Raw genomic sequence first — 14,151 nt, 5'->3', positions numbered from 1 at the left:
TCGTTACTTCGAACCCGCTTTCCAGCGGAAACCCCAGCCGAATGCGTCATCCATATCGCTGTGGCCTTTGAAGAACTGGTTGATACGCTCAACCTTGATAGTTCCCTGCTCATTGACCAGTCTGGCGATAGCACACATGTTGCGGCTGTTTTGCCCCTCAGTCATACGTGTTTCGATAGGCGGTTGATCCGGGATATGGAGAGTCACTACACCATCCGTCTTATCCCAACTTGCCGCCCCTTCATAGATGAAAGCATAAATCAGCACCTGCTGGATGTTCTTCCACTCGCGACCGTTGATGTACAACCATTCACCACTAGACACATCACCGGTGCGGTCATCACCCTGCAATTCAACATAGGGCCGGCTATTTAAACGACCAAAATTGTTGCCCAGCGCCTGAATTACCCCTTTTTCGCCATTGGTCAGTTCGACAAAAGCGCCCAAGTCGAGGTCAACCCCTTTATTGGAGCTGAACATTCCGCGCAAACCTGATGGCGCACTACCCCGATGCCAGTTCAGGTTGATGCGAATTTCGCCAAAGTTGTCACGCTTCTCGAGGCTAATCGTCGGCTTTTCTTTGGTGAGTGACACTTTGCTCAGGTTGACTCTGCTCGGGGCAGGCGTCGGAGCCGGAGGGGGTACCGGAGTCGGGGCTGGAGCCGGAGAATCCGCCACCTCCACACCGAAGTGCTCAGCCAGCGGCTTAAGCCCGCCGTTGAAGCCCTGCGCGATAAAGCGGAATTTCCAGTCGGCGTTACGACGGTACAACTCACCCAGAATCAGTGCCGCTTCCTGACGCCCGGTCAGTTCAACGTTACCGCTGATCAGCACTTCATTATCGGCCTCAAGCTGAATAGAGAGACGTTGCAGGCCAGAAACTGTCTGGCTACCGTCACAGGTGACAGCAAATGCCACTTTCTGCACGTCCGGATGCAGGCGGTTAACGTCGACCTGGAAAGACGTATTATTGCCTTCAGGGGTAAAGGTAATGGTGTTGTCGTCATTCGCCTGCTGACCGTAAAACACCATGTCGGTATCGCCCTGCACTTTGCCCGTGGCGAAGAGCCGGAATGCCGAGGCATCAACTGGCGCGCCAGACTGAACCCGGACTGTCAGTGCTTTTGCGGGAACGGGGGCATTGCCCCCTGGAGTCATATTCATTAACGCACCACCGTAGAAACGATATCAGAATGCATGTCGTCAATAGTACGACCACGGCAGGCGTGACCATGAGCAGTGAAATCCCACTGGCCGTTGTTGCGGCGCAAAGACGCAATAACAATCCCTGTATGAGACCCTTGCTCAGTGAGTTGGTAACGTGCAAGTTCTTTACCCGCCTGATCCACCACGCGGCAGAATGCGTTATCAACGTCATTGAATGTCTGACCGCGGAAACTGTTTACCGTGAATGCCAGATACTCGGCATTCTGGGGTAAACGGTTCAGGTCGACGCGGATGACTTCATCATCACCGTCACCTTCACCGGTAAGGTTGTCGCCGCTATGTACAACGGAGCCGCAGTCGGACTTGAGTTTACGGAACCAAATGGTATCGATTTTATTCCCGGACTTATCCAGCAATACACAACCTGCGTCGAGGTCAATGGAACTGCTTGCGCCAAAAAGACCGCCAAATAATCCTTTTTTCTTAATCGGATCCCAACCCAGACCAAACTGAAGCTGGCTCAGGGCAGAAGATTGTTTGCTGAGCGATACCGTTTCGTTTTTCCTTAATGAAACCATATTTGAATTCCTTAAAAGAGGTATTGAAAAGAACAACACTTTTTACACCAAAACCCGTGAACAAAAAAATCATATCATGATGAAGTTCTCGATCAAGGCCATTTTTGATGGTTATTTTTACAATACATACAATATATTGATATTAAACGGTTTTTATTTTCTCAATCTTCAAGACTTTGGCGATTTTTGTCGTGAGATTATTACAATTTTGTGAAATTTGAATTTCGTGACAGAGGAATCATAATATGATTGACATGCAAAATTTACGTACATAGACTCACTGCAGTTCTCTTCACTTAACTACTCAGCCCAAGACGGGAATTTATACCGATGACGCATAAAATTTGGCTCATGGAAGGACTGTCTTCCCAGCGAGATATCATTCAGGGAATTAAAGCTTTTGCTCAAAAAAAAGGGGCGGACGTTAGCGTTATTGCCTCTCATCGCAATCAGCGTAATGAAATTCTGTCGCAGGCTGATCACTCTCTTCTTGAGCCGAAAGAAGACGATCAACGCCTCTCTTTTATTCTGTCGATCGTCGACCAACTCGGTATTCAGGCCATCCACACCGGTCGTAACTGCCTATGGTTCGAATCTCACCGCCAGGAGATTGAAAACTCCGGTGCGAAGTTGACGACCGGGGCCATTGGCGCGCCACAATGTGAACTGGCAGATGATAAAGTGAGTTTCGCCCAGTTCATGGAGAAAAAAGGGCTGCCGGTCGTGCCGTCTATTCTCGTGGAGTCCGTGGATGAATTACGCCGTCTGCTCGCCCTTTCTCCCTTTGGGACACAACCAATGTGCATAAAACCTGTCAGGGGGATTTATGGTATGGGGTTCTGGCGGTTTGATGAGACCGTTTCACCGATGGCGGCATTCACTCACCCGGACAGCCGCAAGGTGAACGCTCACCTGTATATCTCTGCCCTTGAACAGGCAGGGATCTTTGAGCCCCTGGTGCTGATGCCTTATCTGTCTGGCCCCGAGTACTCTGTCGATATGCTCGTTGAACGAGGCAAAGTACTGGCCGCGGTAGCCCGCCGTAAAGAGGGCGCATTTCAATATCTGGAAAACGCCGGGGAGGCTTATGAACTGGCGATTTCTTGTGCAGAAGTGATGCAGGCAGATGGTTTGGTGAATGTTCAGACCCGTAACAACGCATCCGGGCAACCGGTTCTGCTCGAAATCAATATGCGACCATCAGGTGGCATTGGCTATACCCGCTACAGTGGCGTTAACCTGCCAGGCTTATTCGCCATGCGCCAGTTGGGTCTCATGAGCCAGCAGGATATCGCGGATGAGGCCAGCAGTGCATTTTCCCCGGCGATGGTCCGTTCCGTTACCGACGTCATCAGCTACGACCCGACGCTCACCAACCTTCTTCAGCAGGAATAAGTCACCATGAACATCTCTACCGACCATCCTGTCTACCGCCGTATACTCTCATGCGGAACCCTGAGCGTGACCCCAACCAGGGGGGAGATCTCCCTTGATGACCTGTTTGATATTGCAGAACGACGCAATCCCAAACGCGCATTTTTGTTCGTCAGTAAAGTCCTTGGCAGGCATATCCCGGTATCCCCGCATGTGATGCGGTCGATATATCGGCAATTGGCCGAACAGATCCCCTCGATTCCTGAAGGTCCGGTGCTGTTTATTGGTATGGCAGAAACCGCGGTAGGGTTGGGGGCCGGTGTGTTTGACGAAGTCAGGCCGCGGGTTGCTGATCCTGTCTTTCTGACCTCCACCCGTCATCCGGTGGAAGGCGATCTTCTGTGCGAATTCAAAGAAGACCACAGTCATGCCACAGATCACCTCATCTACTTACCTGGCGATACCGAGCTTCGCCGTCGTGTGCTTGAGGCGCAGACCGTTGTTCTGATCGATGATGAGGCCACCACGGGGAATACCTGCATTAATTTGCTCGCCGCATTACGCGATATGGCCGGACTGAAACATATTCGACAGGTTATTGCCGTCACATTGACCGACTGGAGTGGCAACGCTATCGCCGAGCTATGTCCCCTGCCGGTGCAAACCGTTTCGCTGGTTCAGGGCGACTGGCACTGGGAAAGAAATCCGGCGGCCCCTGTTCCCATCATGCCGCAGGTCAACGTCACCGCGTCCGGAAACGTCCCTGTCACCGGCAGGCAGAGTTGGGGACGACTCGGCATGGCAGCCCCAGCAGGCGATCTGGGCAGATCCATTCACGTTGAGGCTGGCGAAAAGTTACTGGTACTTGGAACCGGCGAATTTGTCTGGGAACCGTTTTTACTGGCTGAGCGTCTGGAGAAGCAAGGGGCGGACGTAAAATACAGTTCGACGACCCGTTCTCCGATTGCGACGGGTTTTGCCATCCAGTCCGCCATTGCGTTCACCGACAACTATGGGCTCGGCATCCCTAATTTTGTTTATAACGTCGCACATCAGCGTTTTGACCGCATCCTGTTATGCATTGAAACGCCGGAAGAAAGTGTCGACCCTGTTTTATTGGAGGCGCTAAGTAAAGTGGCTCCTTCTATTGAGATCGTTTGCTATGAATAAACCCGTCATTTTTTCCGACCTGGACGATACCCTTTTTCAGACACGGCGAAAAATGGTGGATGAGCTGCGGCTTGACCCCTTCCGTACCGGCGCACTGGATCGCAGCATGGAACCGCGCAGTTTCATGACTGAAGAACAATCCATGCTGGTGGACTGGATGCTGGAGCAGGCAGAACTTATCCCGGTGACCGCCCGGGGAACCGAGGAGATCAGACGGGTTACCATTCCCTTTCGCTCATGGTCGGTGACGACACATGGTGCAGTGATTCTCAATGCTCAGAACCAGCCTGATGAAGGGTGGAAAACGCTGATGCTGGAGAGCCTGAAGCCTTACGCAGAGAAACTCATTTCCATGCAGCGTCAGATTACCGAGTTAATGGAAGCAAGGAATATCAATGGATGGGCGCGGATAAACTACGAATATAACGATACGCCGATTTATCTGGTCATGAAGCATCGGGACAGCACCAGACTCGATGAGTTATATGCCATTGGTGATGAAATTGAGCAGATTTTCTCAACCGACGGTTTTTATATTCACCGCAACAGCAACAATATCGCCTGGCTGCCGGTACCGGTAGAAAAAGGTTTGGCCGTGACTTATTTGCTGAATAAACTTCGCGAAGAACGGGGTGTTTTTCCCGTTATCGGGTTGGGTGACAGTCTGAGCGATCATCGCTTTATGAAACTCTGCACATGGTATGGCTTACCCCGTCAGAGCCAGTTCGCTGAGAAAATCACCAGCAAAATTTTCGGAGAACAATAATATGCGCGACCGTGATTACATCCCTTTTTCAGGTTCGTACCTGCCCGAAGATGTCCATTTTCTGCTTAACCCGGTGGAAATCGAAATGACCCCAGTGGCGCTGAAGGAACAGCTCATTCAGTCAGGTGCACGGCATTATTCCGACATGTTGAGTCAGGAACCGGAACCGACAGCATGGCATCTGGATTTATTCGCACAGGCGCTGACGCTCGGCTCTGAACGCCTGGCAAAAGAAGTGGTCATGCTGGCTAAGGCGCTGATCCAGCGCTTCGGTAACACGCCGGTGGTGCTGACGAGCCTTGTTCGTGCCGGCGTGCCCCTTGGCGTAATGCTTCACCAGACGCTGCGCGCGATGGGCAAGGAATCCTATCACTATGGTATCAGTATCATTCGTGACCGTGGTATTGATACGATAGCATTGGACTGGATTGAAAAACGTCATGGCACAGAAGGCATTGTGTTTGTCGATGGCTGGACGGGAAAGGGAGCGATTACGGGTGAACTGATCCGCTCCCTGAAGGATCGTCCCGGTTACCCTGCCCAGCCCCGCCTGGTTGTGCTGGCTGATCCCTGCGGATGCTCCTGGCTCGCTGCCAGTGATGATGACTGGTTAATACCTTTCGGTATCATGGGGGCTCCGGTCTCTGGTTTGATTTCGCGCTCAATCTGGTCGTCGGAAGGTTTGCACGGCTGCGTCATTTGCGACCACCTCCTTCAGTACGAATGCAGCCGAAAAATGGTCGACAAGGTGACGGAATTCCGTGACACATTAAACCTCTCGCACATCGCGGCCAGTGAATGGGATCCGCGACAGAAAGCGTATCTTAAAAAACAGAGTGAACATGTGATCGACGCCCTGGCGAGCAGGTATCAGATTACCAGCATCAACCGAATCAAGCCGGGCATTGCAGAGGCAACACGGGCTGTCTTGCGACGCGTTCCTGACCATGTTCTTGTGCGGTCCGTCAATGATCCTGACGTGGCTTTGCTGGTCTATCTCGCCCGTGAAAAAGGCATCGCCATTACTGAAGTTGATGACGATATAGGTCAATACCGTGCGGTCACTATTATCAAAAAGGTGCACTGATGAATAAACGGCTCTCCCCATGGCATCTGGGTGCAACGTTATATATGCCCGCGACCCGTACAGACATTGCCGAGGCAATTCTGAACAACAAAATTGACGGATTGCGTTCCCTGGTTATCTGTCTCGAAGACGCAGTGAGTGAATCCGATATCCCCACTGCGTTGAGCAATCTGCGTGAACTCCTGGCAATCCTTGCCCAGGCGAAGGCCAACAACGGCAACAGCCACTGGCCGTTGGTGTTTGTTCGCCCGCGACACATAGAGATGGGGCAAATGCTGGCCGCCAATATGGACCTGAGTCCTATAGACGGTCTGGTACTGCCGAAATTCACACTGGCCTCCTTGCCTGGCTGGTGGGAGATTGTTCGGGATACCCAGCTTTGTATAATGCCGACACTGGAAACCGAAGAGGTTTTCGACGTCGTGCAAATGCGCGAACTCGCGACTGCGCTTCAGGCTCATCCCTGCCACCAGCGGATTATTGCGTTACGCATTGGGGGCAACGACCTAATGAATGTCATTTCCCTCAGAAGGACACGTCACTTCACCCTGTATGACGGACCGATGGGTTATGTGATCAAAATGCTGGTGGCGATTTTTGCCTCCCGTGATTTTGCCCTGACTGCGCCGGTCTGTGAGCATATCGACGACCATCAGATTATGGACAGGGAGCTGGCGCTGGATATGGCGCACGGGCTGGTGGGGAAAACTGCCATTCACCCTAATCAAATCAGTAAAATAGAGCAGGCCCTGATGGTCTCGTCGATCGACTATGCTGACGCACTGCGGATCCTGAACTCCACTCAGGCGGTCTTTAAATCACAGGGAGCCATGTGTGAACCCGCAACCCACCGGCGCTGGGCCTCAGGGATCCTCGCTCGTGCACAGGTTTACGGTATCTCTGCGGAGCAGGCGCAAAATGGTGTCCGCCTCATGACGGTTACGTAAAAGAACTGGAGGTTGTCATGTTTATCTTTCAGTCCATAGAACCATTGAACATAAATGCAGGCAGTAACTAATTATGCAACTCAGTACGCGACAGGCCCGAATCTTCACGTTGGCAAATCTTCTGGGCTCAGGAAAACCGGTTTCTGCAACCCGAATTATTTCGTCGCTTGACTGTTCAGAGCCGACATTAACCCGGGCCCTGAAGGAGCTCAGAGACTCCTACTCTGCGGAAATAAAGTACAGCAAGGCCACACACTCTTATCAGCTCGTTACCCCCGGCCAGCTTGATAAAAAAACATTACGCCGCATGAGTGAAGCGCTTACTGCCAACGCAGAGATTAAAACAGGTGAAATAGTCAGCAGGGTTATTCTGGATAAAGATAAAAAGAAGGCTGTTTCGCTTTCACTGAAAATGTCAGCCTTGCGCAAGATAGATAAATTGTCCCGGCTGAGTGGCACCACCCGGAGTGAGGCCGTTGAAATGCTGGTGATCAATTGTATTGATACGTTGATAAGCGGCCTCCCGACCAGAAAGAAAGGGGTGTAAAATCCAATAGCCCGTGCAGGGATCCTTGTATTCAGGCACGGCTTGATTTCTTTTGCTTTTCCTTTCAGTTACCCCTTTTACTTCGGCAATACTCCCTGTTTCGAACCGTTGACCTCTTGCTATTTCTGTTGAGATAACGACCAAATGAATTATTATGTCAAAAATATCACCACTAATAATAGTAGGGAAATTACATGCGAAGACTCCCGGTCTATCTGGTACTTGACACATCGGGCTCGATGACAGGCGAGCCGATTGAAGCCGTTAAAAACGGCGTTCAAATGTTGTTATCGACGCTTCGACAAGATCCCTACGCGCTTGAAACAGCTTATGTTTCTGTTATTACTTTTGATACCGCCGCTCGCCAGGCCGTTCCCCTGACCGACCTCCTCAATTTCAAATTACCCGACCTTGTGGCGAGGGGCACCACTGCCCTGGGTGAAGCCCTGTCTCTGGTTTCAGCCTGTATCGAACGCGAAGTACAGAAAACCACCGCCGAGACAAAAGGTGACTGGCGTCCACTGGTATTCATCATGACCGATGGTTCACCGACGGATGACTACCGCCAGGGAGTCAGTGCCTTCAAAGCGGCACGCACAGGCGTTGTCGTGGCTTGTGCCGCAGGGCATGCCGCCGAAACGAAAGTTTTGCAAGAAATTACTGAAATCGTTCTTCAGCTGGATACAGCGGACTCCTCATCCATTAAGGCGTTTTTCAAATGGGTCTCTGCCAGTATTTCCGTAGGAAGTCAGAAAGTGGAGTCCGGTAAAAAAGAGGTTATCGGGCTGGATGATTTACCTCCACCGCCACCAGAAGTAAATGTGGTTCTCTAAATCATAACCAAGGAGTAGTTATGTCAGTTAGTTTGCGTAAAGGGCAAGGAGTCAGCCTCAGGAAAAATGAATTCGATCTCTCCTCTGTCACGATTGGCCTGGGCTGGGACATCAATGAAGAGAAGAAAGGATTCATGGGGGGATTATTCGGCAAAAAAGCCGCTGAGTACGATCTCGATGTGAGTGCTTTTCTGTGTAATGCGCAAGGGAAAGTCACCGATCTGGGTGATGTGGAAAATGGCAGATCTACCCTTGTGAATGGCGATATCATTTTTTTTAATAGTCTCAAACACAAATCCGGCAAAATCTGGCTCACGGGTGATAACCGCACCGGCGCAGGTGACGGCGATGACGAACAAATCATTGTCCATCTGAATACACTGGATCCGAAATACGAAAAAATCGTTTTTATTGTCCAGATCTATAACGGACGCGAACTTCAGCAGCATTTTGGCAAAGTCCAGAATGCCTACATCAGAGCGGTCGATGCCAAAAATGTCGAAATGGCACGGTTTGATCTGTCAGGCGGCCCTGCGTTTAATAATCAGTGTTCCATGCTCTTTGCTGAGCTGGTCAGAGAGGATTCCGGCTGGAAACTGAACGCTATTGGAGAACCTTCAGAATCAGATACGTTCGTCACTCATCTGAAAGGTTACATCTAAATGAGAAGGTTACCGGTTTATCTGTTGATCGATACGTCAGGCTCGATGCGTGGTGAGTCCATACATGCGGTTAATGTGGGCATTCTGGCCATGCTGAGCGCCCTGAGACAGGATCCCTACGCGTTAGAAAGTGTACATATCTCCATCATTACCTTTGACAACGAAGCCCGCGAATTTATTACGCTCACCGCGCTCGAAGATTTTCAGTTTTCTGACATCACCGTTCCGAGTGCAGGTGGAACATTTACCGGTGCCGCACTTGAATGTCTTCTCCACTGCGTAGACAGGGACATCAAACGCTCAGATGGCGATGAAAAAGGCGACTGGCGTCCTCTGGTCTTCCTCATGACCGACGGCACGCCATCAGACACCTACGCCTATGGCGAAGCCATTAAGGAAGTCAAAAAGCGCGCGTTTGGCTCGATAATCGCGTGTGCAGTCGGTCCGAAAGCCAAACATGAACATCTTAAGCAACTGACATCACAGGTTGTCGCGCTTGAGACGCTGGATTCAACCGCTTTTTCCGGCTTCTTCAAATGGGTCTCGGCAAGTGTTTCATCAGGAAGTTCCAGTGCAGGCGTGACATCTGGACAAGAGAATCTCCCGCCACCACCGCCTGAAATACAGCTGGTACTGTAGTCAACAGGCAAAGACCCGAAACCAGGGGCTTTGCCTCTACTGTTAGCTGGCCAGGTACACACCACGTCATGTTAAAAGGAATGAACGCTTGATGAGGGTTTTGTTATGAGAAGACTGCCCATTTTCTTCGTACTCGACTGTTCCGAGTCCATGATCGGGGAAAATCTGAAGAAGATGAATGACGGCTTGCAAATGATCGTCAATGATTTGAAAAAGGATCCCCACGCGCTGGAGACGGCCTGGATTTCTGTCATTGCATTTGCGGGTGTTGCAAAAACGATCGTGCCATTGGTTGAGGTTGCCGCTTTCTATCCTCCTCGCCTGCCCATTGGCGGTGGCACCAGCCTGGGGAGTGCGCTGAATGTGTTATCCCAGCAAATTGATCGACAGGTCAGGAAAACCACCGCAGAGCGTAAAGGGGATTGGAAACCCGTCGTTTATCTCCTGACCGATGGTCGTCCAACGGACGATGTTGCACCAGATATAAAACGCTGGCAGGAACATTATGCCCGTAAGGTTAATATGATAGCGATTGGGTTGGGCTCATCAGCCGACCTGAATATCCTGCGCCAATTGACGGAAAACGTGCTGCTCTTTACCGAAGCACAGGAAGGGGATTTCACCCGCTTCATCAAATGGATAACAGCCTCCGTGGTGGCGCATAGCCGCAGCGTTGGCGAAGAGTCCCCGCCTCTTTTAAGTAAAACCGATCATATTGTCAGGCTGGCGAAGGATGAGGTAACCCGGGCTTATGATGAATCCTGCGTCACGTTTGTAGGCCGTTGCAACAAATCCAGACGCCCGTATCTGATGAAGTATGAACGTCCGAATGTCAATCTCTCGTCGCTGGACTTCAAACTCAATATCCATGGTTTTAATCTGACAGGCTGTTTTCCAATAGATGATGAATATTTTGCCTGGAGCGATGAGTCAGCCTCCACTATTCAGGTGAATACCAGCGAGCTGCACGGCGCCCCGGGTTGCCCTCATTGTGGCAATGCCACGGCATTTGCCGTGTGTTCATGCGGGAAATTACTCTGTATCAATGGGCCAGAAACGGTGATCTGTCCGTGGTGTGATAAAAATATCTCCTTCAGTGAGAATAGCGGTAAGTCAGATTTTGATGTCAGCCGAGGGAAAGGTTAATGGAAACAAAAACCGCCCGGAACATAACGGCGTTGAAGAGTCTCCTTCAGGAGAGAAACATTTCAATTCCTGATTCCACCCTGACCGCACTCTGTGAAGATACTGAAATTGACGATCTGCTTCAGGAAGTCGTCAATAAAATTATCATTAAAACAGAAAAAACCACACCTGCAGCGGAGGTGAATTTATCCGATCCTGACGATCTGCAAAACGTTCAGGAGCCACCCGTTGATCCTGAAGAGATCGACGCCAGCGCGGGGCAGAATATCGCTGAAGAGAATCAGCAGGCTATTGACGATCTGGCGGCAAAGACCGAGTCAGAGGAAACACTGCTGTCAGCGATGGCGGCACCCCCGTTAAAACCCGGTCAAGTCCCGTTGGAGGGTAGCCCAGTGACAACGCAAGTACCTGAACACCGTCAGCCAATGGCAAAAATCAATATCGCCAATGCCCGGGTCGGTATCCCCTTTCACTCTGAAATAGACATAATGCTGGATAATGGCACCCCGGCCACCATTCAGGGCGTCTCCCTGCCAGAAGATATCGGGATTGCATTTGATCCCATCACCTCAACACTTGCGGGAACACCAACCAAAAGTGGCGATATTGAGATGAGTGTTACGTGGTCCTGCTACCCAACTATCTCCTACACCACCGCTGTTTTGCTTATTGTGAACCCTGATCCACGCAGTTTATGGAAAATCATCGATCCCCCGACTGATGACAGATATTACAAATCAAATATTGATAGCAAAATGATTGTCGACGGCGGGGTTAGAATTGCAGCAGCCAGTCGCCGGGGGCGCTCGCATGAGCATGTTGGCTCCTTCCGCGACGATGACTTTTTTATCTCACACAATGCCGGGAATGGCTGGAGCGTACTGCTGGTCGCCGACGGAGCCGGGAGCGCGAAAAACTCCCGTGAAGGTTCGCGAATCGTGACAAAGACGGTCGGGGACTATCTGGTCAAACAGTTGAATGGCGAACACGACCTGCCAATAGAATCCTTGATCGATAAATGGGATAGCGAGTCGCAACGAGCCGTCGGCCCCTTCTTTGGCGATTTATTTCATAAAGCGGCACGGCTTGCCGTCAACAAACTGAACAGCGAAGCGATTGAGGCCAATGAGCCAGTAAAATCGTATTCGACTACCCTTTTGGCCACCCTCTCGTTCAGGTCCGGCGATGACCTGTTTGCCGCCTCATTCTGGATGGGCGACGGTGCCATTGCCGCATATGGCCCTGCCGGGAGAGTCCGATTGCTTGGGACGCCTGACAGTGGCGAATATGCCGGACAAACTCGTTTTCTGGATAATGACGCCGTAAAGGATGCGGATTTCAATAAGCGCATCATTATCGGCAAGTGGAAGGATATTTCTCATCTGATACTGATGACCGATGGCGTGTCCGATCCGCTGTTTGAGACTGACAATGGTCTGCAATCAGCGGATAAATGGGATGCATTGATTACGGAGATTTCCCCGTGTCTGAGCGATGACGCACTTGCGGCGGAGCGTCTGACAGAGTGGTTGAACTTCTTCTCGCCTGGGAATCACGATGACCGGACGATCATCATCTCCTGGTAAGCGCGTTGGTATCAAATACTGGTGATTTTTATGGCAAATATTATTACCTGCACGACAAAGGATGGTGAAACCGTCCAGTATGTTGATGAGATTATCGGCTCCGGTTCGATGAAGGACGTCTACTTTTCTCCGGATAGAACCTATGTCGTCGCTTTCTATAAAAAGCCGCAAACGGATCAGGCGAAAGAACGCGTCGCGATGATCACAGGCCGCTACCGCCAAAATATTTTTGAGCAGGCGGGCGGCGAATATTGGAAAGAGTTATTCTGCTGGCCTACGAGTGTCGTTGAGCACAACGGTAAAATTGGTATCGTGGTGCCGACGTATCAAAGCCACTTTTTCTTTAAGTACGGTTCTAAAAACGACGACTTCCTCGGGATCAAGGGCCGTGAAAAAGAGGGAAAATGGTTTGCCAGCGCGAATAACCAAAACAAGTTTCTGGACCCGAGGGAACGCGGCAATATTCTCAACTACCTCAAGGTGTGCCTGCTGTTAACCCGCGCCGTGCGTCGCATGCATGCTGCTGGGCTGTGCCACAGCGATCTGAGTTATAAAAACGTCCTGATTGACCCAGAACAGGGGCATGCCTGCATTATAGATATTGATGGCCTGGTGGTTCCGGGTAAATATCCGCCGGACGTTGTCGGAACACCGGATTTCATCGCGCCAGAAGTGGTGAAGACCACTCACCTGTTGAAGGAAGACAGCCAGAGGATATTGCCGAGCATAACGACGGACAGACACGCCCTCTCGGTACTCATCTATATGTACCTCTTTTACCGCCATCCATTACGCGGCGGGAAAATCCACGATATGGATGACGAGATGCGTGATGAGGCGCTTTCGATGGGCGAAAAGGCGCTATTTATTGAGCATCCCACCGATCACAGTAACGCCGTGAAACTCAATCAGGTCAGTCCGTCCTCTTTACCTTGGGCTAATCCGCAGAAAATCCCTTACACCATCGTCGGACCCTATCTGACGCCTCTTTTTGAGAAAGCGTTTATTACCGGTTTGCATGAACCAGCCAAACGCCCGACGGCTGACGAGTGGGAAAGTGCGCTGGTCAAAACCGTTGACCTGATCCAGCCCTGCCAGAACCCGACCTGCGAGCAAAAATGGTACGTTTTCTCCGGGAAAACCCAACCTGTTTGTCCCTACTGCGGGACGCCCTACACCGGAAAATTGCCGATTCTTAATCTGTATTCATCGAGAAAAACGGGAAGTTTCCGGCCTGATGATCACCGGTTGATGGTATGGAGCGGGCAATCGCTTTATGCGTGGCATGTAAACAGGTTAATTGCCCCGAATGAAAGAACCACCGCGGAACAAAAAAAACGGGTGGGCTATTTTCTTTTCCATCAGGATCAGTGGTGGCTGGTGAATGAAGGAATTGACGGACTGATGGTGCTGCCAGAGAAACGAAAGATTGATCTGGGGGATAAGCTTGCCCTGACTGATGGCCTCCAATTTGTGCTGTCAGCCGAGGAGGGCGGAAGACTTGTCGTGGTTCAGTTGATTTCCAACTGATTGCCATTAATTTCCAACTGATTGTTATTGGTTTCCAACTGAGCACTAATAATTTCCAAATGATCGTTATTCATGCATCCTGCGGGATGCATGAATAAGTAGTAAAACATTAGCGCCCT

Annotated in this window: 14 protein-coding genes; 12 read left to right on the top strand and 2 right to left on the bottom strand. The window is 50.8% G+C overall.

The features are described 5' to 3' along the window. Positions 1-3: 3 nt before the first annotated feature. Both DRI82_RS07970 and DRI82_RS07965 read right to left on the bottom strand, forming a co-directional pair. Entirely contained in the window at positions 4-1,164 is a 1,161-nt protein-coding gene (locus tag DRI82_RS07970; protein WP_114192973.1) for a TerD family protein, read from the bottom strand. Beyond that, complete coding sequence (locus DRI82_RS07965; RefSeq protein ID WP_114192972.1) at positions 1,164-1,745, bottom strand: TerD family protein; 582 nt, start codon at positions 1,743-1,745, stop codon at positions 1,164-1,166. Before DRI82_RS07965 ends, DRI82_RS07970 begins: the two co-directional genes overlap by 1 nt. A gap of 330 nt (positions 1,746-2,075) precedes the next feature. On the opposite strand from DRI82_RS07965, the gene DRI82_RS07960 reads away from it, so the two are divergent. The 12 genes from DRI82_RS07960 (at position 2,076) to DRI82_RS07905 (ending at position 14,032) form a co-directional block, all read left to right on the top strand. After that, entirely contained in the window at positions 2,076-3,140 is a 1,065-nt protein-coding gene (locus tag DRI82_RS07960) for an ATP-grasp domain-containing protein (protein ID WP_114192971.1), read from the top strand. A gap of 6 nt (positions 3,141-3,146) precedes the next feature. Continuing rightward, a complete protein-coding gene (locus DRI82_RS07955) occupies positions 3,147-4,289 on the top strand; it encodes a phosphoribosyltransferase domain-containing protein (protein ID WP_114192970.1) in 1,143 nt (380 codons plus the stop codon). Further along, on the top strand, positions 4,282-5,055 hold the full coding sequence (locus tag DRI82_RS07950; RefSeq protein ID WP_114192969.1) for an HAD family hydrolase: 774 nt from the start codon (positions 4,282-4,284) through the stop codon (positions 5,053-5,055). The genes DRI82_RS07955 and DRI82_RS07950 overlap by 8 nt, the downstream gene beginning before the upstream one ends. Position 5,056: 1 nt before the next feature. Next, positions 5,057-6,142 (top strand): cysteine protease StiP family protein, encoded by a 1,086-nt coding sequence (locus tag DRI82_RS07945; protein WP_114192968.1) that lies wholly within the window; start codon positions 5,057-5,059, stop codon positions 6,140-6,142. Beyond that, complete coding sequence (locus tag DRI82_RS07940; protein ID WP_114192967.1) at positions 6,142-7,089, top strand: HpcH/HpaI aldolase/citrate lyase family protein; 948 nt, start codon at positions 6,142-6,144, stop codon at positions 7,087-7,089. The genes DRI82_RS07945 and DRI82_RS07940 overlap by 1 nt, the downstream gene beginning before the upstream one ends. A 73-nt stretch (positions 7,090-7,162) precedes the next feature. Beyond that, positions 7,163-7,636 (top strand): tellurium resistance protein TerW, encoded by a 474-nt coding sequence (locus DRI82_RS07935; RefSeq protein ID WP_114192966.1) that lies wholly within the window; start codon positions 7,163-7,165, stop codon positions 7,634-7,636. Between the two features lie 194 nt (positions 7,637-7,830). Next, on the top strand, positions 7,831-8,469 hold the full coding sequence (locus DRI82_RS07930) for a vWA domain-containing protein (RefSeq protein WP_114192965.1): 639 nt from the start codon (positions 7,831-7,833) through the stop codon (positions 8,467-8,469). A 20-nt stretch (positions 8,470-8,489) separates the two neighbouring features. After that, positions 8,490-9,131, top strand: a complete 642-nt coding sequence (locus tag DRI82_RS07925; protein ID WP_114192964.1) for a TerD family protein — start codon at positions 8,490-8,492, stop codon at positions 9,129-9,131. Then, complete coding sequence (locus DRI82_RS07920; protein ID WP_114192963.1) at positions 9,132-9,770, top strand: vWA domain-containing protein; 639 nt, start codon at positions 9,132-9,134, stop codon at positions 9,768-9,770. A gap of 105 nt (positions 9,771-9,875) precedes the next feature. Further along, complete coding sequence (locus DRI82_RS07915; RefSeq protein ID WP_114192962.1) at positions 9,876-10,916, top strand: TerY-C metal binding domain-containing protein; 1,041 nt, start codon at positions 9,876-9,878, stop codon at positions 10,914-10,916. After that, complete coding sequence (locus tag DRI82_RS07910) at positions 10,916-12,502, top strand: PP2C family serine/threonine-protein phosphatase (RefSeq protein ID WP_114192961.1); 1,587 nt, start codon at positions 10,916-10,918, stop codon at positions 12,500-12,502. The genes DRI82_RS07915 and DRI82_RS07910 overlap by 1 nt, the downstream gene beginning before the upstream one ends. 30 nt (positions 12,503-12,532) lie before the next feature. Next, positions 12,533-14,032, top strand: a complete 1,500-nt coding sequence (locus DRI82_RS07905) for a helix-hairpin-helix domain-containing protein (RefSeq protein ID WP_114192960.1) — start codon at positions 12,533-12,535, stop codon at positions 14,030-14,032. Positions 14,033-14,151: the final 119 nt, after the last annotated feature.

This window comes from Edaphovirga cremea (assembly GCF_003332275.1).
Taxonomy (GTDB): Bacteria; Pseudomonadota; Gammaproteobacteria; order Enterobacterales; family Enterobacteriaceae; genus Edaphovirga; species Edaphovirga cremea.
Note: the sequence above shows the minus strand (reverse complement) of the source record. Positions and strands in the feature narration are given on the sequence as shown.

Bases quoted from the DNA above. Each gene is read 5' to 3' on its own strand.
- DRI82_RS07970 (WP_114192973.1), bottom strand. From the start codon at position 1,164: ATGAATATGACTCCAGGGGGCAATGCCCCCGTTCCCGCAAAAGCACTG.
- DRI82_RS07965 (WP_114192972.1), bottom strand. From the start codon at position 1,745: ATGGTTTCATTAAGGAAAAACGAAACGGTATCGCTCAGCAAACAATCT.
- DRI82_RS07960 (WP_114192971.1), top strand. From the start codon at position 2,076: ATGACGCATAAAATTTGGCTCATGGAAGGACTGTCTTCCCAGCGAGAT.
- DRI82_RS07955 (WP_114192970.1), top strand. From the start codon at position 3,147: ATGAACATCTCTACCGACCATCCTGTCTACCGCCGTATACTCTCATGC.
- DRI82_RS07950 (WP_114192969.1), top strand. From the start codon at position 4,282: ATGAATAAACCCGTCATTTTTTCCGACCTGGACGATACCCTTTTTCAG.
- DRI82_RS07945 (WP_114192968.1), top strand. From the start codon at position 5,057: ATGCGCGACCGTGATTACATCCCTTTTTCAGGTTCGTACCTGCCCGAA.
- DRI82_RS07940 (WP_114192967.1), top strand. From the start codon at position 6,142: ATGAATAAACGGCTCTCCCCATGGCATCTGGGTGCAACGTTATATATG.
- DRI82_RS07935 (WP_114192966.1), top strand. From the start codon at position 7,163: ATGCAACTCAGTACGCGACAGGCCCGAATCTTCACGTTGGCAAATCTT.
- DRI82_RS07930 (WP_114192965.1), top strand. From the start codon at position 7,831: ATGCGAAGACTCCCGGTCTATCTGGTACTTGACACATCGGGCTCGATG.
- DRI82_RS07925 (WP_114192964.1), top strand. From the start codon at position 8,490: ATGTCAGTTAGTTTGCGTAAAGGGCAAGGAGTCAGCCTCAGGAAAAAT.
- DRI82_RS07920 (WP_114192963.1), top strand. From the start codon at position 9,132: ATGAGAAGGTTACCGGTTTATCTGTTGATCGATACGTCAGGCTCGATG.
- DRI82_RS07915 (WP_114192962.1), top strand. From the start codon at position 9,876: ATGAGAAGACTGCCCATTTTCTTCGTACTCGACTGTTCCGAGTCCATG.
- DRI82_RS07910 (WP_114192961.1), top strand. From the start codon at position 10,916: ATGGAAACAAAAACCGCCCGGAACATAACGGCGTTGAAGAGTCTCCTT.
- DRI82_RS07905 (WP_114192960.1), top strand. From the start codon at position 12,533: ATGGCAAATATTATTACCTGCACGACAAAGGATGGTGAAACCGTCCAG.